19 protein-coding genes are annotated in these 19,328 nt (G+C 60.9%); 11 read left to right on the top strand and 8 right to left on the bottom strand.

Annotated features, from left to right (window positions below; all coding sequences use genetic code 11):
• Window positions 1-2 precede the first annotated feature (2 nt).
• Complete coding sequence (locus ACO08A_RS13725) at window positions 3-1,052, bottom strand: LacI family DNA-binding transcriptional regulator (RefSeq protein WP_422041568.1); 1,050 nt, start codon at window positions 1,050-1,052, stop codon at window positions 3-5.
• Window positions 1,053-1,325: 273 nt separating this feature from the next.
• Between ACO08A_RS13725 and ACO08A_RS13720 the strand changes: the two genes are divergently transcribed.
• The 11 genes from ACO08A_RS13720 to ACO08A_RS13670 all read left to right on the top strand — a co-directional run bounded on the left by ACO08A_RS13720 (window position 1,326) and on the right by ACO08A_RS13670 (window position 12,555).
• Window positions 1,326-2,570 (top strand): ABC transporter substrate-binding protein, encoded by a 1,245-nt coding sequence (locus ACO08A_RS13720; RefSeq protein ID WP_306144728.1) that lies wholly within the window; start codon window positions 1,326-1,328, stop codon window positions 2,568-2,570.
• Between the two features lie 55 nt (window positions 2,571-2,625).
• On the top strand, window positions 2,626-3,531 hold the full coding sequence (locus ACO08A_RS13715; RefSeq protein WP_421979945.1) for a carbohydrate ABC transporter permease: 906 nt from the start codon (window positions 2,626-2,628) through the stop codon (window positions 3,529-3,531).
• A complete protein-coding gene (locus tag ACO08A_RS13710; protein ID WP_422041567.1) occupies window positions 3,531-4,403 on the top strand; it encodes a carbohydrate ABC transporter permease in 873 nt (290 codons plus the stop codon). The genes ACO08A_RS13715 and ACO08A_RS13710 overlap by 1 nt, the downstream gene beginning before the upstream one ends.
• A gap of 4 nt (window positions 4,404-4,407) precedes the next feature.
• A complete protein-coding gene (locus tag ACO08A_RS13705; RefSeq protein ID WP_422041566.1) occupies window positions 4,408-5,517 on the top strand; it encodes an ABC transporter ATP-binding protein in 1,110 nt (369 codons plus the stop codon).
• A 4-nt stretch (window positions 5,518-5,521) separates the two neighbouring features.
• On the top strand, window positions 5,522-7,006 hold the full coding sequence (locus tag ACO08A_RS13700; protein ID WP_422041565.1) for a GMC oxidoreductase: 1,485 nt from the start codon (window positions 5,522-5,524) through the stop codon (window positions 7,004-7,006).
• Window positions 7,003-7,761, top strand: a complete 759-nt coding sequence (locus tag ACO08A_RS13695) for a 3-ketoacyl-ACP reductase (protein ID WP_422041564.1) — start codon at window positions 7,003-7,005, stop codon at window positions 7,759-7,761. Before ACO08A_RS13700 ends, ACO08A_RS13695 begins: the two co-directional genes overlap by 4 nt.
• A 9-nt stretch (window positions 7,762-7,770) precedes the next feature.
• Window positions 7,771-9,354 (top strand): GMC family oxidoreductase, encoded by a 1,584-nt coding sequence (locus ACO08A_RS13690; RefSeq protein WP_422041563.1) that lies wholly within the window; start codon window positions 7,771-7,773, stop codon window positions 9,352-9,354.
• A 6-nt stretch (window positions 9,355-9,360) separates the two neighbouring features.
• On the top strand, window positions 9,361-9,675 hold the full coding sequence (locus tag ACO08A_RS13685) for a Dabb family protein (RefSeq protein WP_422041562.1): 315 nt from the start codon (window positions 9,361-9,363) through the stop codon (window positions 9,673-9,675).
• A gap of 31 nt (window positions 9,676-9,706) precedes the next feature.
• Window positions 9,707-10,870: a dihydrodipicolinate synthase family protein gene (locus tag ACO08A_RS13680; protein ID WP_422041561.1), complete on the top strand. Its 1,164-nt coding sequence runs from the start codon at window positions 9,707-9,709 to the stop codon at window positions 10,868-10,870.
• 21 nt (window positions 10,871-10,891) lie between these two features.
• Window positions 10,892-11,902, top strand: coding sequence for a LacI family DNA-binding transcriptional regulator (locus ACO08A_RS13675; protein WP_422041560.1), 1,011 nt, complete (start codon window positions 10,892-10,894; stop codon window positions 11,900-11,902).
• A gap of 62 nt (window positions 11,903-11,964) precedes the next feature.
• Window positions 11,965-12,555 (top strand): HAD family hydrolase, encoded by a 591-nt coding sequence (locus tag ACO08A_RS13670; protein WP_422041559.1) that lies wholly within the window; start codon window positions 11,965-11,967, stop codon window positions 12,553-12,555.
• Window positions 12,556-12,710: 155 nt separating this feature from the next.
• Here the strand turns inward: ACO08A_RS13670 and ACO08A_RS13665 are convergent, their stop codons facing one another.
• From ACO08A_RS13665 to ACO08A_RS13635, 7 genes are all read right to left on the bottom strand, one after another.
• Window positions 12,711-13,136: a GlcG/HbpS family heme-binding protein gene (locus tag ACO08A_RS13665; RefSeq protein WP_422041558.1), complete on the bottom strand. Its 426-nt coding sequence runs from the start codon at window positions 13,134-13,136 to the stop codon at window positions 12,711-12,713.
• 21 nt (window positions 13,137-13,157) lie between these two features.
• Window positions 13,158-14,384, bottom strand: coding sequence for a CaiB/BaiF CoA transferase family protein (locus ACO08A_RS13660; RefSeq protein WP_422041557.1), 1,227 nt, complete (start codon window positions 14,382-14,384; stop codon window positions 13,158-13,160).
• Complete coding sequence (locus tag ACO08A_RS13655) at window positions 14,381-15,157, bottom strand: enoyl-CoA hydratase (RefSeq protein WP_422041556.1); 777 nt, start codon at window positions 15,155-15,157, stop codon at window positions 14,381-14,383. Before ACO08A_RS13655 ends, ACO08A_RS13660 begins: the two co-directional genes overlap by 4 nt.
• Window positions 15,154-16,434: a TRAP transporter large permease gene (locus tag ACO08A_RS13650; RefSeq protein WP_197000742.1), complete on the bottom strand. Its 1,281-nt coding sequence runs from the start codon at window positions 16,432-16,434 to the stop codon at window positions 15,154-15,156. The genes ACO08A_RS13655 and ACO08A_RS13650 overlap by 4 nt, the downstream gene beginning before the upstream one ends.
• Window positions 16,434-17,000: a TRAP transporter small permease gene (locus ACO08A_RS13645; protein ID WP_422041555.1), complete on the bottom strand. Its 567-nt coding sequence runs from the start codon at window positions 16,998-17,000 to the stop codon at window positions 16,434-16,436. The genes ACO08A_RS13650 and ACO08A_RS13645 overlap by 1 nt, the downstream gene beginning before the upstream one ends.
• Before the next feature lie 102 nt (window positions 17,001-17,102).
• On the bottom strand, window positions 17,103-18,083 hold the full coding sequence (locus tag ACO08A_RS13640; RefSeq protein WP_422041554.1) for a TRAP transporter substrate-binding protein: 981 nt from the start codon (window positions 18,081-18,083) through the stop codon (window positions 17,103-17,105).
• Window positions 18,084-18,118: 35 nt separating this feature from the next.
• Window positions 18,119-19,297 (bottom strand): pyridoxal-phosphate-dependent aminotransferase family protein, encoded by a 1,179-nt coding sequence (locus tag ACO08A_RS13635; RefSeq protein ID WP_422041553.1) that lies wholly within the window; start codon window positions 19,295-19,297, stop codon window positions 18,119-18,121.
• Window positions 19,298-19,328 lie beyond the last annotated feature (31 nt).

Raw genomic sequence — 19,328 nt, 5'->3', positions numbered from 1 at the left:
CTTTATCTCGAAATCGAGAAAGGTCCCTCGGGCTGCAGGAGAACCTGCAGGTCTTCGACAGGCGCGCCGGAAATGCGGTCAAGGAGAACCTTGGCCATCGCCCGGCCCGTCGCGCGCAGATCCTCGTCGATCGTTTCGATACGTGGCCGGAAGTGGTTGGAAATCGGCGACGCCCGCTTGGCGACAACGTCGACATCCTGCCCCTCCGCCAATCCCATGTCGTTGAGAAACGCGAGCGTGATCAGGGCACTGACCTCACCGACGCAGACATAACCGTCCGGCGCGTCCGGTCCCGTGTGCAACATGCGCAGGGTTGCCGCAATGTCGTCGGGCTCGCTGTCCAGGTCGACCTCTGTCGGAATCGTCAGCTTCATGCCGTGATCGGTCGCGGCCTGCCGCGCACCGAAGCGCAGATGCTGCCCGAACGTGTATTTCTCGTTCGGCATGACGATGCAGATATGCTTGCGTCCCTTCTCCACGAGACGCGCAATCGCCATGCGCACGAAGGCTTCATTGTCGAAATCGACGAAGGGATGCGGCGTCATGAAATCGGTGCGCCCATGCGTCACGAACGGAAAGTCGTGTTCAAGCAGGTAACGCGCCCGGTCGTCGAAACACTCGGTTCTGGTAAACACGATCGCATCGGCCAGGGAGTGCCGGCGGATGTTGCGGATGGTTTCAAGCCGGTCATCGCCCAGACTGTCCGCCGTGATGTTGATGGAATAGCCGGTCCCGCTGAGCCCTTCATACATGCCGCCGAGAAACTCGGACGTGAAGCTCAGGAACTCGTGCCTCGGATTGATCAGAAGACTGATGACCTTGGTGCGTCCGGTGCGCAGTCTCTGGGCGGCGCGGTTGGGAACATAGCCGAGCTTGTCGGCGATCGCGGAGATCCGCTTTCGGGTGGTCTCGGCGATCCTGGGGTCGTCCGCGAGCGCGCGCGAAACCGTCGTCACGGCGACGCCCGCTTCGGCTGCAACCGTACGCAATGTCGGGCGCGCGTGCCCTTCGGCAGCCCCTTCCATCGACGTTCCAGCGTTTTTCTGCGACATGCCCGCTCCCCTCAACCAGAGGCTTGTAGCTCATACGGCCCGACAAGTCTAATCAGGGAATTTAAAACGTTGCAACAAAGAAAGATGCTGCAGTGCAAAATCGCAGATTTCAAATTAACCGCATGTAAAAAAACAAATAATTTATTCTCAAAGAGAAACTATTAAAAGATTGACATGCACCGGGTTTGCAACGTTACAATAGGCGTTGCGTGACGAGCGAGCGCGAATGTTCGGCGCTCTAGACGACGACAGGCACGTAAAGGGAGGAAATCCATGCGTAAATTGACGATGATGACGGCGGCAGCCGCTCTTATGGCAGCAAGCACGGCCGTTAAGGCAGAAGACGTTGAAGTTCTGCACTGGTGGACATCCGGTGGTGAAGCCGCCGCGCTGAACGTTTTGAAGCAGGACCTGGAAGGCCAGGGCATCGGCTGGCAGGACATGCCGGTCGCCGGCGGCGGCGGCTCGCAGGCCATGACCGTGCTGCGCGCCCGCGTGACATCCGGCAACCCGCCCACCGCGGTGCAGATGCTCGGCTTCGACATTCTGGACTGGGCCAACGAAGGTGCGCTTGCCGACCTGAACATCCAGGCCGGCCTTGAAGGCTGGGATGATGTCGTTCCGGAAGCACTGCAGCAGTTTGCCAAGCACGACGGCAAGTGGGTGTCTGCGCCGGTGAACGTTCACTCCACCAACTGGGTCTGGGCGAACAAGGCCGTTCTTGATGAACTCGGCATTGCGGTTCCGACCACCTGGGACGAGTTCGTGGCGGCCCTGGAGAAGGTGAAAGCCTCCGGCAAGACCGCGATCGCACATGGCGGACAGCCGTGGCAGGACGCGACCGTTTTTGACGCCGTGGCCATGTCGACCGGCGGTCCGGACTTCTACAAGAAAGCGTTCATCGACCTTGACGAGGAAACCCTCGGCTCCGACACGATGAAGGAAACCTTCGACCGCATGGCCGTGATCCGGTCCTATGTCGACGACAACTTCTCCGGCCGCGACTGGAACCTGGCGACCGCCATGGTCATCAACGGCGATGCAGCCTTCCAGATGATGGGCGACTGGGCCAAGGGTGAATTCCTCAACGCCGGCAAGCAGCCTGACGCGGACTTCCTGTGCTTCCGCTTCCCGGGCACGCAGGACCAGGTCACCTTCAACGCCGACCAGTTCGCCATGTTTGCCCAGGGGTCCGAAGTCGGCAAGGAGCAGGCTGCGCTCGCAACCGCGATCCTGTCGCCGAGCTTCCAGTCCGCGTTCAACGTGGTCAAGGGATCCGTCCCGGCCCGTACGGACGTTTCCAACGAAGCCTTCGACGCCTGCGGCAAGAAGGGTATGGCCGATCTCAAAAAGGCTGCCGACAGCGGCAATCTTTACGGCTCCATGGCTCACGGCCACGCCAACCCGGCTGCCGTCAAGAACGCCATGTATGATGTGATCACGGCGCATTTCAACGGCGAGTATGACAGCGCGACCGCTGTCGATGAACTCGTGACCGCCGTTCAAATCAACAAGTAAATACCCTACGGAAAGCGGTGCCTCCGCACCGCTTTCCTGCAACCGGGGGCCTGAGATGTCTATTTCTGAAGCGGCGAACCCACGCGGTTCCGTTGTTGACAGACTGCGTGACGCTTTACCTAAAATCGTGTTGAGCCCGACCGTCGCCATTGTCGCGATCTTCGTTTACGGCTTCATCCTGTTCACGCTCTACCTGTCCTTTACCGACAGCCGGATCCTGCCGACCTTCGGATGGGTCGGCTGGAAGAACTACGAGAACCTGTTCCGTATCAGGGCGTGGGACACGGCCGTCGAGAATCTGGTCATTTTCGGTCTCCTCTACATCATCATCTGCTGCGCGCTCGGATTGCTGCTGGCCATCCTGCTCGACCAGCGCATCCGCGCGGAAGGCTTTATCCGCACGGTCTATCTCTATCCGATGGCGCTCAGCTTCATCGTCACCGGTGTCGCCTGGAAATGGTTCCTCGACCCTGGAATCGGGGTAGAGGCCGTGGTGCGCGGCTGGGGCTGGACAACGTTCGAGTTCAACTGGATCAAGGACAGCGACATGGCGATCTATACGATTGTCATAGCCGCCGTCTGGCAGACATCCGGCTTCGTCATGGCCATGTTTCTCGCGGGCCTGCGCGGCATCGACAGCGAGATGATGAAGGCGGCCCAGATCGACGGTGCGTCCACCTTCGCCCTTTACCGCCGCATCGTGATCCCGCAGCTGCGCCCGGCCTTCATGTCAGCCTTCGTGGTGCTCGCCCACATGGCGATCAAGTCCTATGACCTCGTGATCGCCCTGACTGGCGGCGGCCCCGGAACCGCGACTGAACTGCCGGCAACCTTCATGTATTCCTACACTTTCACCCGGAACCAGATGGGGATCGGTGCGGCCTCTGCCGTGATCATGCTCATGACGATCGCCGCGATCATCGTGCCCTATCTTTGGTCCGAACTGAGGGAGAAGAAGTGATGGCCTCTGCTTCCGCGAAAAGCTCCTTCAACCTTGCCCGCTTCGTTCTTTACACACTGCTGGCGGTCTTCTGCATCTACTACCTGCTGCCGCTCTACGTGATGGTGGTGAATTCGCTGAAACCCCTGTCCGAGATCACGGCGGGCGGCATGATGGCGCTGCCGCAGGAATGGACGGTCGCGCCCTGGCTCAGCGCCTGGTCGAGCGCCCAGGTCGGCGTCGAGGCAACGGGCCTGCGGCCCTATTTCCTCAACTCCATCATCATGGTCGTTCCGGCCGTTGCCCTGTCGACCATCGTCGGCGCGCTCAACGGCTACGTCCTGACCAAGTGGACCTTCCCCGGTGCAACCATCCTGTTCGGCCTTCTGCTCTTCGGATGTTTCATTCCGTTCCAGATGGTGCTTATCCCGATGGCGCGCATGCTGGGCCTGATGGGCCTCGCCGGCTCCGTGCCGGGCCTGATCTTCGTGCACTTCGTCTACGGTATCGGCTTTTCGACACTCTATTTCCGGAACTACTACGCCGCCTTCCCGACCGAACTGGTGCGGGCGGCACAGATCGACGGCGCCGGGTTCTTCCGCATCTTCTGGCGCATCCTGCTGCCGTCATCGGGACCGATCGCGGTGGTCTGCATCATCTGGCAGTTCACCAACATCTGGAACGACTTCCTGTTCGGGGCGTCTTTCTCCGACTTCGACAGCCAGCCGATGACCGTTGCGCTGAACAACCTGGTGCAGTCTTCCACCGGGGTGAAGGAATACAACGTCCATTTCGCGGGCGCGATCATGGCCGCGCTGCCAACTCTCTTCGTCTACATCGTCGCGGGCCGGTACTTCGTCCGTGGCCTGATGGCCGGCTCAGTTAAAGGATAAGACAATGGGCTTTCTCGACATCAAACAGGCGACCAAGTCTTACGGAGCCGTGCAGGTTCTGCACGAAACCGACATCTCGATCGAAGAGGGCGAGTTTCTTGTCCTGGTCGGGCCGTCCGGCTGCGGCAAGTCCACCTTGCTGAACATGATCGCGGGTCTTGAGGACATCACGTCCGGCGAAATTGCCATTCGCAACAAGAGCATGAACGGCGTGAAACCGGCCGACCGCAACATTGCGATGGTGTTCCAGTCCTACGCCCTCTACCCGAACATGACGGTGAGCGGCAATATCTCCTTCGGCATGGAGATGCACGGCATCGAGAAATCCGAACGCGAGAAACGCATCGCGCAGGTTTCTGATCTGTTGCAGATCAAGCATCTGCTCGACCGCAAGCCCGGCCAGCTGTCCGGCGGCCAGCGCCAGCGTGTCGCGATGGGCCGCGCCCTTGTGCGTGAACCGGACGTGTTCCTGTTCGACGAACCGCTTTCCAACCTGGATGCAAAGCTGCGCGTCGACATGCGCACGGAAATCAAGAAACTGCACCAGAAGCTGGGGACAACCATCGTCTACGTGACCCACGACCAGATCGAGGCGCTGACACTGTCGACGCGCATCGCGGTGATGTTCGGCGGGTACGTGCAGCAACTCGGAACGCCCAAGGAAATCTACGACAATCCGGCCAACATGTTCGTTGCCGGTTTCATGGGCTCGCCGTCCATGAACCTGTTCCCCGCCAAGGTGATTTCGGAGAACGGTCAGCCGGCCGCCGAGGTCTCGCTGGCGGATGGTAGCAAGGCGTCCATTCCCTTTGCCACGGACAGGCTCGCTTCGGACGTCGGACGGGACATCATTCTCGGCATCCGCCCGGAGGCCATCACCGACAGGGACGGGGCCGACAGGAACTCGCAGGCGGTTCACATCGTCGACGCGCCGGTGGAAGTCACCGAGCCCGCCGGTTCGGACACGTTCGTGGTCAGTCAGATCGGCGGCAAGGACGTCACCGGCCGGTTCCGTGCGGACGTCGCCGTCAATGCCGGGGAAACCTTCCCGTTTGCCTTCAACATGGAAAAGGCCGTCGCCTTCGATCCGCAGAGCGAAAACAGGATCGCCTGACAGGATGAGTGACGCGCCGGACATTGTCATCGTCGGCAGCGGCATGGGCGGAGCAACCCTTGCCGCCGGTCTTGCACCGTCCGGTGCCAGGATCACGATCCTGGAACGCGGCGACCGCATTCCCGACGATGCACCGGCGCGGGATCCCTGGCGCATCTACACCAACAGCGCCTTCCGCTCGCCAGAGACCTGGCTTGACGAGAAAGACAATCCCTTCGAACCGGGAAACTATTACAACGTCGGAGGAAACTCCAAGCTTTACGGTGCGGTCCTGATCCGCTATCGCGCGCAAGACTTCGACGAAATGGAACACTACGAGGGCGTGTCCCCGGCCTGGCCGTTTCGCTACGAAGAGCTTGCCCCGTGGTACGACGCCGCCGAGAAGCTCTATCAGGTTCGCGGCGATGTTTCCGGCGACGCCACGGAACCGGACCACGCAGGACCGTACCCGTTTCCGCCCGTCGCCGACGAGACCGCAATCCGGGTCGCCCGCGAAAGACTTGTGAAAGCCGGGGTCAGGCCGTTTTCGCTGCCGCTCGGCGTCGATATCGAGCAATGGCTCGCCGCCGGGAAAACCGGCTGGGACGGATATCCGGATCTCAGATGCGGCAAGATGGACGCCGAAACCTGCGGGCTTGCCGAAGCCCTTGCGCACGACAATGTCGAGCTTGTCACCGGCGCGGACGTCACGAGCCTTCAGGCCGATCCGGAAACGGGAAAAATCAGCTCCGTCACCTACCGGAAAGACGGTGAGGAAACCTCTTTGACACCGGCAATCGTCGCCGTTTGTGCCGGTGCTGTGCAGACGGCCGCCCTGTTGCTCAGGTCCGGTGTTGCCAACAGCTCCGATCGTGTCGGCCGCTGTTTCATGAACCACAACGCAACGGCGATGATCGCCATTGATCCGCGGTTCCGCAACGATGCCGTCTATCAGAAGACTTTCGGCATCAACGACTGGTACCTGCCCGGCGGAGACAGCGGCAAGCCGCTCGGCAACGTGCAACTGCTCGGGCGGGTGACGCCCGACATCCTGAAAATCCAGGTCCCGCAGCTGCCCGGATTTGCCGCCAGGTGGATCTCCGGTCACGCACTCGATCTTTACCTGATCTCCGAGGACCTTCCTGATCCCGAAAGCCGGGTTGTTCTGAAAGACGGCAAGATCCAGCTGATCTGGCGCCGGTCCAACATGAAGGCGCACCAGGAACTGGTGAAACGTACCAGGGCCACGCTGCGCAAGGCGGGGTATCCTCTTGTGCTGTCCCGCCTGTTCGACGGACGCGTGCCGTCGCATCAATGCGGCACGGTGCACCTGGGCGATGATCCGAACACCAGTGTCCTTGATCCGGACTGCCGGTCCTGGGACCATCCGAACCTCTTCGTGACCGACGCTGCGGCACTGCCGACATCCGCGGCCGTCAATCCTGCGCTCACGGTCGCCGCCCTTGCGCTCAGGACCGCCGAAACCATCCGGCAGGAGCTGGCAGCATGAGCAAGGTCGCCCTTGTCACCGGCGGACAGCGCGGCATCGGCCTCGCGATCTCCGCCACACTCGTTGAAGCAGGCTACAAGGTGGCCCTGCTGGCCCAATGCGATGCCGGCGACAGCGAAGTCGGGGCCGCCCTGGAACAGCTCGGATCGAACGCGGCGTTCTATTCCCACGACCTGCTGAATGTCGGGAAGCATGGCAGCGTCGTCAGCAACGTGGAAGCCGACCTGGGCCCGATCACCACATTCGTCTCCAACGCGGGCGTGCCTGCGAAGGTCCGCGGCGACATGCTGGACATCACACCGGACAGCTTCGACTTCGTCATGGGCGTCAATCTGAAAGGCGCGTTCTTCCTTGCCCAGGAGATTGGCCGGCGCATGCTGGACCGGCCGGCCGACGGCTACCGGTCGATGTCCTTCGTCACGTCGGTCAGTGCCGAGATGATCTCCATCGAACGTGCGGAATACTGCGTCTCCAAGGCGGGCGCTTCGATGATGGCGCAACTCTTCGCCGTTCGCATGGCGCCGCATGATATCGGTGTCTTCGAGATCCGGCCCGGCGTGATCGAGACCGCGCTCACCGCAGGCGTCAAGGACACGTACACGGCCCGCATCGAGGACGGGCTCGTCCCCTCGGCCCGCTGGGGTTATCCCGCCGACATCGCGTCGGCCATTCTTCCGCTTGTGGAAGGCCGGATGGCCTTTGCCACGGGCTCCGTCATCAATGTGGATGGCGGGCTCTCCATTCCACGCCTTTGAGAGACCATCATGGAAAAGGGCTACGATTTCATCATCATCGGCGGTGGCAGCGCAGGCTCTGTCCTGGCCGCGCGGCTGACGGAGAACCCGGACGTCAACGTTCTGCTGCTGGAGGCCGGTGGCCGCGACTGGCACCCGTTCTTCCACGTGCCTGCCGGTTTTGCGAAAATGACCAAGGGGATCGGATCCTGGGGCTGGCACACCGTCCCGCAGCGGCATATGCAGGATCGGGTCTTTCGCTACACCCAGGCCAAGGTGATCGGGGGCGGGTCCGCGATCAACGCCCAGATCTATACGCGCGGCAACGCCCTCGATTATGACGAGTGGCGCCAGATGGGTTGCGAGGGATGGGGCTACGAGGATGTCCTGCCTTATTACAGGAAGGCCGAGGACAACGACACCTACGACAACCGCTATCACGGCAAGGGCGGACCCCTGGGCGTGTCAAAGCCCTGTGCGCCGCTGCCGATCTGCGAAGCCTATTTCGAAGCGGCCGCCGAGCTCGGCATCCCGCGCAACGAGGACGTCACCGGCGAGAGACAGGACGGCGCCGCCTATTACCAGCTGACCCAGAAGAACGCGCGGCGGTCCTCGGCGGCCATGGCCTATCTCGCGCCCAACCGCAATCGCCCGAACCTTCACATCAGGACGGACACCCAGGTGCGCCGCATTGTCGTTGACAACGGGGTTGCGACCGGCGTGGAACTGATCGACGGAACGGTCTTGAAGGCAGACAGCGAGGTGATCCTGTCCTCAGGATCGATCGGATCACCAAGGCTGCTGCAACTGTCCGGGATCGGACCCGCCGACCATCTGAACAGCCTCGGCATCGAGGTCGTCTGCGATCAGCCCGAAGTCGGCGCCAATCTCCAGGACCACCTCGATCTCTATTGCATCTGTGAGGTAAGCGGTCCGCACACATATGACCGGTATGCCAAGCTGCACTGGTCCGCGATTGCCGGTCTGCAATATCTCTTCACCCGGCGCGGACCCGTCTCCTCCAGCCTGTTTGAAACCGGCGGGTTCTGGTATGCCGACCCGGAAGCCAGGTCACCCGACCTGCAGTTTCATCTCGGTCTCGGCACCGGCATCGAATCCGGCGTCGCGGCCATGCCGGACGGTGGCGTCACGCTGAATTCGTGTTACCTCAGGCCCCGTTCACGCGGCAGCGTGCGCCTTCAGAGCGACAATCCGGGCGATGCGCCGCTGATCGATCCGAACTACCTGGAAGATCCGCAGGACCGGGAAATGTCCATCCGCGGCCTGAAACTGACCCAGGAGATCCTCGCCCAGGGACCGCTGAAGAAATATATCAAGGCGGAACGCCTGCCCGGCCCCGGCGTCAGGACCGACGGCGACTACTTCAATTTCATCTGCGAGCACTCCAAGACTTCCCATCACCCCGCGGGAACCTGCCGGATGGGGTCGGACGAAAAGGCCGTGCTCGATCCAAGACTCCGCTTCAACGGGATCGGCCGGTTGCGCGTCATCGACGCCTCCGTGATGCCCACCGTTGTTTCCTCCAATACCAACGCTGCGGCCATCATGATCGGCGAAAAGGGAGCCGACATGATCAAGCAGGACCACGGGTGACCTTTCATGATCAGACATATCGTCCTTATCAAGTTTCAACCGGGTGTGAGCGAAGAAACGGTTCGCGACCTCTTTCAGGAGCTCCGCGCGATCCGCGACCAGGTGTCCGGAATTCTCGACATCACCTCGGGCCGGAGCGAAAGCCCGGAAAAGATCGAGCGCGGCTACATGCACGGGTTTGTCGTCGATTTCGAGGATTGGGACGCGCTGGAGCGCTATCAGACCCATCCCGATCACAAGGCGCTCGGCGCAAAGCTGGTTGCGAATGCGATCGGCGGGCTGGACGGCATCCTCGTTCTCGATATCCCCACTGCGGCCTGACCAGCGGCGATCAACGTTTCAGGAGTAGCCGATGCTGACCCTCCCCACGCTCGACAACCGTCTGGAAGACTATGCGCTCAAGGGCGATCCGCTGGTCCCGCGCGCTCCCGGCGTGCCGCTGACCCGGATTGCGTTCGCGGCTGCCCACGTCGTCTCCTCACCTCTTGCCGAACGCGATCCATGGATCGGATCGCCCGCCGTCGACTGGGACAACACGCTCAGGTTCCGGCACTGGCTCTGGGACCAGGGGCTTGGCCTTGCCGAGGCGATGGACACCGCACAACGCGGCATGGGTGTCGACTGGCCGACGGCGAAGGAACTCATCGAAAGAACGATGCGGGACGCAAAAGCGCACCCCATGAAGCCGCGGGTCGCCTGCGGTGCCGGCACGGATCAGAAACCACGCGAGGACTATCGCTCGACGGACGACATCGTTGCAGCCTATACGGAGCAGATGGAGGCGATCGAGGCCGCCGGCGGACAGGTCATCCTGATGGCGTCGCAGGCCCTGCCGGCAATCGGGGCAACGGCCGATGACTACAAGACCGTCTACGGGACACTGCTGCGCCAGGCCGCATCGCCCGTCGTGCTCCACTGGCTCGGCGACATGTTCGATCCGAAGCTGACGGGCTATTGGGGCTCGAGCGACGTGGCAACGGCGATGCGGACCGTTCTGGACATCATCAACGCCCACGAGGACAAGGTCGACGGCATCAAGATTTCGCTGCTTGAAAAATCCTATGAAGAGGATCTCAGAGCCCGTCTTCCGGAAGGCGTGCATCTTTATACCGGTGATGATTTCAACTATGCGGAACTGATCGAGGGAGACGGAACGCGCTATTCCCATGCCCTGCTCGGTGCATTCGCGGCGATCGCCCCGGCGGCGAGCCAGGCTCTGGAAGCCCTGGCCGGGAATGACAATGAAACCTATCACCGTCTGCTGGAACCGACGGTCCCGCTCAGCCGCGAGATCTTCAAGGCGCCGACACAGTTCTACAAGGCCGGGATCGCTTTCCTCGCCTGGCTGAATGATGCCCAGAGCCACTTCATCATGCCCGGCGGCTTCCAGTCCTCGCGCGAGATTACCCACTACGCGGAAGTCTTCAGGCTTGCGGATCAGGCCCGTTTGCTGTCAAAGCCTGACAAGGCGGTCGACCGCATGAAGCTCCTGTTGAGGCTTCACGGCATCGACTAAGGACGAGAGGCCGGGGCGCGCATGAAAAAAAGACCGACAATCCTGGATGTCGCGCAGGAAGCCGGGGTATCGAAATCTACCGTTTCGCTGGTTCTGCAGAACTCATCCCTCGTCAAGCCGGCAACGCGCACAGCGGTCGATAGCGCCATCAAGAAGCTCGGATATGTCTACAACAGGTCAGCCGCGGGCCTCAGGGGGGCTGCCTCCGGTCTGATCGGTCTGATCATCAATGATCTGCGCAACCCGTTCTTCACCGAGTTCGCCGCAAGCGCCCAGATGGAGTTTGCCCGGAAGGGCTACTCGACGGTTGTCGCCAACACCGACGAGGACCCGGCGATCCAGGACCAGGTGATTGCGTCCATGATCGAACATGACGTGTCCGCATTCGTGATCTCACCTGCCTATGGCGGCGACGAAGATGCCTTCGCCCGTATCGAACGTGCGGGTATTCCCACCATGCAGGTGCTCCGCCAGATCGACGATCGCACCGACATCTTTCCCTTTGCCTCGCACAATTATTCCGCCGGAGGAGAATTGGCGACACGGCACCTGTTCGATCTTGGATGCCGGAACATCGCCTTTGTCGGCGGTCTGGAGGACCGTCCCATCACCGAGGAACGCATGTCGGGCTACAGATGTTTCATGCAGGCGCAGGGCTTGCCGCCACGAACCTTTCACGGGCGGCCCTCCCGCGCCTTCGGACGGGATCTGGCGCTTGAGATCGCCGCGAAACACCCCGGCATCGAGGCCGCGATCTGTTTCAGCGATCTGGTTGCGCTCGGAATGATTGCGGGATTTGCAGAAGCAGGGGTGGAAGTCGGCGAGGACATCCGCCTGATTGGCTTCGACGACATTGAAGAAAGCTCGCTTGTCTATCCGCGCCTGAGTTCGATCAGATGCGACACGAAACACTTCGGCCAGAGTTCCGCGCAAGCGATGCTGGCCTGGATCGTGGACGGCAATCGCCCCCCCGATGTCAGGCACTATGACGTCAGGCTGATCGAACGCCAGTCGAGCATCGGTTTGAATTGATGGCGGACATTCTGCAACCGCAACATGACAATAGCCGCGTTGATCTCGCTTCAGGTCGTGAGATGGATGGAAACGTCGAGACGATCGTTCGCGGGGCCACCGCGCTGATTTTCGATTGCGACGGCACGCTTCTGAAAACACCGGATCTCTACGCTGCCGCGTGGCAATCCGCCTTCGCAAAGGCGGGCCACGAAATGGACCTGGACTGGTACCATCAGCGGGCAGGCATGTCGGAACACGTGCTGCTGGACGCCTTTGAAGCGGAAAAGGGTATCACCCTTGACCGGGTCCGCGCTGTGAGGGATCTACGTCACTTCATTCTGGCGCATGTGGGTTCTGTCGAGGAAATTCCCACGATCGCCGCGATCGCCCGCGCCAGCTTCGGCCACAAGCCGATGGCGGTCGCATCCGGAGGCTCGCACGAAATCGTGCATGCCACGCTTCAGGCCTCCGGCCTCCTGCCTCTGTTCGAAACAGTTGTCACGATCGACGACGTTGCGAAGGCAAAACCGGCCCCCGATCTCTTTCTGGAAGCCGCAAACCGGTTGAAAGCTGCCCCCTCATCCTGCCTCGTCTTCGAAGACAGCCCCCAGGGCATCGAAGCCGCAAGGGCTGCCGGCATGCGCTGCGTGGACGTGACTTCACTGGTTTGATTTGGTGTCTTAAACGCCAAAGGCCGCCCTTTTGGCCGGGTTGTTTTGTTGGTTGGGTGAACTTGATCACATCTAGACATGTGCTTGCAGAGCAATCCTGACTGGAGGGCTTGGCGTTGGAGCGGCCCAACTGATTGCGCCGGCCTGGACGTCGACTAGCCTCCGTCTGCGGTAAATCCGGCGGCCTCAATTGCCGCGATTGCGCAGGTTTCGTCATTGTCGGACGAGTCACCCGTTATTCCGACCGCTCCCAGCACCTGGCCGTCCGCTTTGATCAGAACACCGCCGGGAACCGGCACCAGCGATCCTTCGGCAATGGTGTTCATTGCTTGGATAAAATAGGGCTGTGACTGTGCCCGCTCAAACAGGGCACGCGAGCCGAGCCCCATTCCGATCGCCCCCCGCGCCTTGCCCTGCGCAATGTCCGGACGCAGATTGCTGGTGCCGTCTTCGCGGGCCAGCGCAATCAGGAAGCCACCGCTGTCAAGAACCGCGATCGTTATCGGCTTCATCCCATGGTCGCGCCGCCAGTCCAGTGCGGCCGATACAATTTTCTGCGCTGTATCCAAATCAAGTTTCACTCCATCCCCCGATCTGCATCTTCACCTTGACGGATTGGCGGACACCGCCGCGATGACCGCACCGCTTTCTATCAGGCGCGCGACCGTTTCCCGATCATAGCCCAGCTGTTCCAACACCTCCCGGCTGTGCTGTCCCAACACCGGCGCGGCTTTGGCGACCTTCGCGGGCGTTTTGCTGAACTTGACCGGGTGTCCAATGGTTTTGACATCGCCCGCGACGGCGTGTCTTGTCTCCACGATCATGTCACGTGCGACGGCCTGGGGGTCCTCGTGCATCTCCCGAATGCCCAGGACCGGGCCGGCCGGAAGCGCTGCCGCTTCCATCTTGGCCAACCAGTTGGCGGTCGTGTCCTGCTGCAGCTTTTCATTCAGGATTTCGACAAGCGACGGCAGGTTCTGCATCCGCGCCAGGTTCGATGAAAACCGCGGGTCGGCATCAAGCTCAGGCGTCTCGATGACATCCAGCAAACGGAGCCAGTTGCGCTGGTTTGCTGCACCGACGTTGATCCAGCCGTCGCTGGTCGCGAACGCCTGATAAGGCGCATTGAGCGGATGCGCGGAGCCGAGCGGCTTCGGGTTTTCACCCGTGGAAAAAGCGATTGCCGATTGCCAGTATGTTTGCACGATCGCGGCCTCGAACAGCGACGTGTCAACTTTTTGACCCCGGCCGGTCTTCAACGCATGTGCGTAAGCCGCGCTCACACCCATGGCCGCCAGAATGCCGGCATTGATGTCCGAGATCGGTGCGGCCACCTTGACCGGCGGACGCCCCGGCCCCTCGCCGGTGATCGACATCAGGCCGGCCATGCCCTGGGCAATCAAGTCGAAACCGCCGCGCTCCGCGTAGGGGCCGGTTCGGCCAAATCCGGAGATTTCGCAATAGATCAGGCGCGGGTTGATTGCCGCCAGATCGTCATAGCCAAGACCCAGCCGTTCCATCGTGCCCAGGCGATAGTTCTCTATCACGACATCCGCGTCTGACAGGAGCTTGTGCAATACGTCTCGCGCCGACGGGTCCTTGAGGTTCAGCGCTATTCCCCGCTTGTTGCGGTTCATCATCATGTAGGCTGCGGATTCGCCTTCAATCTGGGGGGGAACGAACCGGCGGGAATCATCGCCTTGCGGCTTTTCCACCTTGATGACATCCGCGCCCATGTCCGCCAGCATCAGGCCGCACACCGGACCTGCCATTATGTGCGCCAGTTCGATGACCTTCATTCCGGTCAAGGGGCCCGCGGCGGCCGTCATTTTCCGGTCCACTCCGGTCTGGATTTGCTCAGGAATGCATTGATCCCGATGTGGAAATCGTCGCTGGTGTAGCACATCGCGATCAGGTCGTCGTCTTCCACCGCAATCGCGGCACGGCGCCGGCGCATCGCCTCTTTTGTCGCGCGCAAGGTCAGGGGCGCCATGGTGCCGACCAGTTGCGCCAGTTCCCCGGCCCGCGCCATAAGGGACGCCTCATCCGGCAGAACCTCGCTCACCAGGCCAATCGCCTGGGCTTCTTCCGCCAGGATCAGCCGCGCGGTGAAGATGATTTCGCGGACGCGGCCGGCTCCCATCAGATCCGACAGGCGGGCAAGGTTGTCGCTGGCAAGGCAGTTTCCCAAGGTGCGTGCGATCGGAAACCCGAACTTGAGGCTGGCAGAGGTGAGCCGCAGATCGCATGCCGCCGCAATCGCGGCCCCGCCACCCGTGCAAGCGCCATTGATCGCCGCGATCGTCGGTACCGGACACCGCTCCAGGTCGTCCAGCGCCTGCGCGATACGGGCTTCGTAGTCGAGCGCATCCTGCGCCGTCCTGAAATCGCGGAACTGGCTCATGTCGGTGCCGGCCGCGAATGCCTTTCCGCCATTGCCGGAAATGATGACAGCCCGAACCGATCCGTCGGTCGGCAGCGACGTGCAGAGATTTGCGAGCCCCTCATACATTGCAAATGTCAGCGCGTTGCGCGCTTGCGGCCGGTTGAATGCCACCCACAAGACACCGTCTTCCAGGTGCTGCGTCAGTTCTTCGGTCATCGGTAGAAGTACTCAACAAGGAACATCGGCACCGCCGGCACGTACGTGCAGAGCATCAGCACCGCCAACAGGACCGCGACAAAGAAGATATTCACTTTCGACACGGCCCAGATATTCGCCCGCGCGACCGAACAGGACGTGATCAGGACGGATGCCACCGGCGGTGTCTGCTGGCCGATCGCCAGGTTCAGTGTCACGACAAGACCAAAATGTACCGGGTCGATGCCCGCGGCGGAGATCAGCGGGATCACAATCGGGACAACCAGTATGATCGCGGCCGCCGAATGCAGAAAGAACCCGATGATCAGGAAAAAGAAGTTCAGGATCAGCAAGATCGCCCATTGCTGAGCGGTGACGGACAAGATCGCTTCCGCCAGTTGCTGAGGGATCTGCGCACGGGTCAGAAAGCCGCCCATCAGAACCGATGCGGCGACCAGAAGCATGACCACGGCGGTTTGTATGCCACCATCGAGCATCGCCCGGCGCAAATGTGCCAGGTTCAGGTTGCGATACCAGGCAGAGACAACAAGCGCGGCAAGCACGGCCAAGCCTGCGGCTTCGGTTGCGGTGACAAACCCGCCGAATATCCCGCCCAGGATGATCACCGGCAGCGCAAAAGCGGGCAGCGCGTCCTTGAACGTCTCGCGTACGCGCGGCAGGTTGAAGGCCTCTTCGACCGGATAGTCATAGCGCTTCGCGAAAGCATAAGCGACGCCCATCAACCCGGCGGCCCCCAGGAGGCCGGGCACAACGCCGGCCACAAACAACTGCTCGACCGACGTGTTGGCCGAGGCTGCATAGAGGATCATGGGGATCGATGGCGGGATGATAATCGCCAGCGAGGCAGAAGACGACGTGACCGCGGCGGAGAACTCCTTCGAGTAGCCACGCTTTTTCATTTGCGGGATCAGAATCGAGCCCATCGCAGCGACGTCCGCGACTGCCGATCCCGAAATCTCCGCGAAGAACAGCGACACGCCAATGTTGACCATCGCCAGGCCGCCACGGATGAAGCCGATGATGGCGGACACGAAATTGATCAGCCGATCGGTGATCCCGCCCGCGTTCATGATGGCACCGGCCAGCACGAACATCGGAATCGCGATCAACGAAAACTTGGTGGATCCGTCATACATGTCCAGGGCAATCGTGACCAGACTGCCTGTACCCTCGACCGCCAGGAGCCCGATCACGCCGCACATGGCCAGCGCAACCGCAATTGGCACATTGATGCAGATCATCGCCAGCAGGGCGCAGAAGATCGCCGCCATCAGCATCAGGTACGATCCTTGTTCTTGATCATCTCGGCCTCGACCTCTTCCTCGATCTCCGCGTGTTCCAGCGAAATGCCGTCGGCGGTGACTTGCCAGTAGTTCGGCAGGCTGAGAAGCTGGCACAGGATGAACAGGATCGCGCCAATCGGGATAATCGACTGGGTGAATTGAACGGGAACCCAGGTGAGCGAGATCAGCGTATCGCCTTCGAGAACTTCAAGAACCTGAAGGCCGGCTCGCGCCATCAGCACGAAGAAGATCAACACGATCGCCTCGGCCGCCAGCAGGGCCGCCAGACGGGCCTTGACCGGCATCGCCAGAAGCACCGTGTCAAACCCGATGTGACGGCGGTGAAGCGCTGCGAGCGCCGAGCCGTAGTAGGTTATCCAGGCGAGCATGATTGCGGCGACTTCGTCATACCACGAAAAACTCTGGCCCGAGAGACGTGCAATCACCGCAGAAATCACCACGATGGTCAGAAGCACCATCAGCGAGATCGTGATCCATTCAAGCACTTTGCCGAGGATCGTGACAATCCGAGGTAGGAGTGAGTTCGAGAGCTGGTTCACGTTGCGCCTTGTCTTCTTGCAGGAGCCGAAGGGAGGCTCACGCGGATCTTAATGGCCACAAGAATGAAAGGGCAGCGGATTGCCCGCTGCCCGTTACAAGCGTCAGTTGGTATTTGCCAGGCCCAGAACCTGGTCAATCATGTCCTGCCCGCCTTCGACCTCATCGGCGAACGCCTTGTAGATCGGCGCGGATGCCTCGACGAACGCATCCTTGTTCGCCTCATTGACCTCGACACCGGCGGCCTTGATGACGTCCAGCAATTCGGTTTCCAGCTGGGCCGCCTTTTCGTAGGTGAAGTCCTGCGTGGACGCCGCACATTCGGTCAGCCCGGCCTGCACATCTTCCGGCAGTTTCGCAAAACCCTTCTGCGACGCGAGGATATAGGCAGGTGTGTAGACATGCCCGGTAATTGACAGGTACTTCTGGACCTCCTGGAACTTTGCGGATGCGATCTGTGCATAGGGATTTTCCTGGCCATCCATCACGCCGGTCTGCAACGCGGTGAACACGTCCGAAAACGCCATTGGCGTCGGGTTTGCACCGTATTCCGTGAACATCTTGACACGCCACACACCATTGGGCGTGCGAAGCTTGATGCCTTCAAGGTCACCCGGCTCATTGATCGGCCGCGTGTTGTTGGTGATGTGGCGGAAGCCGTTCTCGGCCAGGCCGACAATGTGATATCCGCCACCGTTCGCGGCTGCCTGAAACTTGTCCATCATCGCGTCCTGGACACGGCGCATGTGATCGCGGTCGCGGATGATGTAGGGCATCTCGAAAATGCCGAACGTGTCATCGACCGAAGACATGACGGACGAGGGAAGCGCGAAGTCGACCTGACCCAGCTTCAGCTTTTGCAGAAGTTCCTTGTCCTTGCCCAACTGAGAAGAGCCGAACGTCTGCACCTCGACTTTGCCGCCCATCGACGAATTCACACATTCTGCGAAATTGTCGACGCTTGCCTCGAACAGTGAACCAGGATTGCCGACATGGCCAAACTTCAGGGTGATGTCGGCGGCAAAGGCACCGCTTGTTCCGCCAATCGCAGCGGCTGTTGCAATGAGAATTGCCTTGATGGTCATGTGTGTTTCCTCCCTTGGAAATGTGACTGTTTTCGTCACTCTGCCGCGATTTGCGTGTTCTCCAGCATCGCCATCGCAGCTCCGACTCCCCCTGCATTGTGGGGAATTCCGGCCTTTGTCAGACCCATTTCGACGCCTGCCAGTGTTGCGACCAGCATGAGATCGTTGAAGTCACCGAGATGGCCAATGCGGAACACCTTGTCGGCGACCTTCGACAGGCCGTTGCCCAGAGAAATATCGTAGTGCTCCAAAGTCGTTGCTCTGAACGCATCGGCGCTGTGGCCTTCCGGGACCATGACAGCCGTCAGCACACCGCTTTCCTGCCCCTGCTTGTTGCAAAGAACTTCCAGTCCCCAGGTGCGGACGGCAGTACGTGCAGCTGCCCCGTGACGCGCGTGCCGGGCGAAGACGTTTTCCAACCCTTCCTCGTGCAGCATCTCAATGGCGACATTCAGCCCGTAGAGAAGGTTCGTGGCGGGCGTGTACGGGAAATATCCCGTCTTGTTCGGACCGACCATATCCGCCCAGTCCCAGTAGGACCGCTTCAGCATGGCCGAACCGTTCGCCGACATGGCCTTTGCACTTATCGCGTTGAACGACAGTCCCGGCGGCAACATCAATCCCTTTTGCGATCCGGAAACGGTCACATCAACACCCCATTCGTCGTGCTGATAGTCGAGCGACGCGAGACCCGAGATCGTATCCACCATGAACAAGGCCGGATGTCCCGCATTGTCGATGGCCTTGCGGATGGCGGCAATCGGCGAAACGGACCCGGTCGACGTCTCGTTGTGAACAACGCAGACGGCCTTGATCTCGTGATTTGTGTCCTCAGCCAGATAGGCCTCGATCTGGTCCGGGTCGGCTCCGCCGCGCCAGTCGCCTTCGATGAACTCGGGCTTCAAATCGAGTTTTTCGGCGATCTTTTTCCACAATGTCGCAAAATGCCCGGTCTCGAACATCAGCACCCGGTCGCCCGGCGACAAGACATTGACCAGGGCCGCCTCCCAACCGCCCGTGCCCGAGGATGGATAGATCACCACGTTCTGCTCGGTCTTGAAGATGGTCTTGATCCCTTCCAGGGCCTGCGCACCGACCTTGGCGAACGCCGGTCCCCTGTGGTCAATCACCTGACCGGAGATTGCGCGCAATATGCGGTCCGGAACCGAACTGGGGCCGGGAATTTGCAGAAAATGACGACCAGCTTGTCTCATAAATCGAACCTTGTGGGACCTGCGTTTGAAC

Source organism: Roseibium sp. (genome assembly GCF_965232425.1).
GTDB lineage: Bacteria > Pseudomonadota > Alphaproteobacteria > Rhizobiales > Stappiaceae > Roseibium.
This window is presented reverse-complemented; position numbering and strand designations above follow the sequence as displayed.

Excerpts from the sequence above, each read along its gene's own strand:
- ACO08A_RS13720 (WP_306144728.1), top strand. The coding sequence starts at position 1,326 with ATGCGTAAATTGACGATGATGACGGCGGCAGCCGCTCTTATGGCAGCA.
- ACO08A_RS13680 (WP_422041561.1), top strand. The coding sequence starts at position 9,707 with ATGCTGACCCTCCCCACGCTCGACAACCGTCTGGAAGACTATGCGCTC.
- ACO08A_RS13710 (WP_422041567.1), top strand. The coding sequence starts at position 3,531 with ATGGCCTCTGCTTCCGCGAAAAGCTCCTTCAACCTTGCCCGCTTCGTT.
- ACO08A_RS13670 (WP_422041559.1), top strand. The coding sequence starts at position 11,965 with ATGGATGGAAACGTCGAGACGATCGTTCGCGGGGCCACCGCGCTGATT.
- ACO08A_RS13675 (WP_422041560.1), top strand. The coding sequence starts at position 10,892 with ATGAAAAAAAGACCGACAATCCTGGATGTCGCGCAGGAAGCCGGGGTA.
- ACO08A_RS13705 (WP_422041566.1), top strand. The coding sequence starts at position 4,408 with ATGGGCTTTCTCGACATCAAACAGGCGACCAAGTCTTACGGAGCCGTG.
- ACO08A_RS13700 (WP_422041565.1), top strand. The coding sequence starts at position 5,522 with ATGAGTGACGCGCCGGACATTGTCATCGTCGGCAGCGGCATGGGCGGA.
- ACO08A_RS13725 (WP_422041568.1), bottom strand. The coding sequence starts at position 1,052 with ATGTCGCAGAAAAACGCTGGAACGTCGATGGAAGGGGCTGCCGAAGGG.
- ACO08A_RS13655 (WP_422041556.1), bottom strand. The coding sequence starts at position 15,157 with ATGACCGAAGAACTGACGCAGCACCTGGAAGACGGTGTCTTGTGGGTG.
- ACO08A_RS13715 (WP_421979945.1), top strand. The coding sequence starts at position 2,626 with ATGTCTATTTCTGAAGCGGCGAACCCACGCGGTTCCGTTGTTGACAGA.
- ACO08A_RS13685 (WP_422041562.1), top strand. The coding sequence starts at position 9,361 with ATGATCAGACATATCGTCCTTATCAAGTTTCAACCGGGTGTGAGCGAA.
- ACO08A_RS13635 (WP_422041553.1), bottom strand. The coding sequence starts at position 19,297 with ATGAGACAAGCTGGTCGTCATTTTCTGCAAATTCCCGGCCCCAGTTCG.
- ACO08A_RS13690 (WP_422041563.1), top strand. The coding sequence starts at position 7,771 with ATGGAAAAGGGCTACGATTTCATCATCATCGGCGGTGGCAGCGCAGGC.
- ACO08A_RS13650 (WP_197000742.1), bottom strand. The coding sequence starts at position 16,434 with ATGCTGATGGCGGCGATCTTCTGCGCCCTGCTGGCGATGATCTGCATC.
- ACO08A_RS13695 (WP_422041564.1), top strand. The coding sequence starts at position 7,003 with ATGAGCAAGGTCGCCCTTGTCACCGGCGGACAGCGCGGCATCGGCCTC.
- ACO08A_RS13660 (WP_422041557.1), bottom strand. The coding sequence starts at position 14,384 with ATGACGGCCGCCGCGGGCCCCTTGACCGGAATGAAGGTCATCGAACTG.
- ACO08A_RS13640 (WP_422041554.1), bottom strand. The coding sequence starts at position 18,083 with ATGACCATCAAGGCAATTCTCATTGCAACAGCCGCTGCGATTGGCGGA.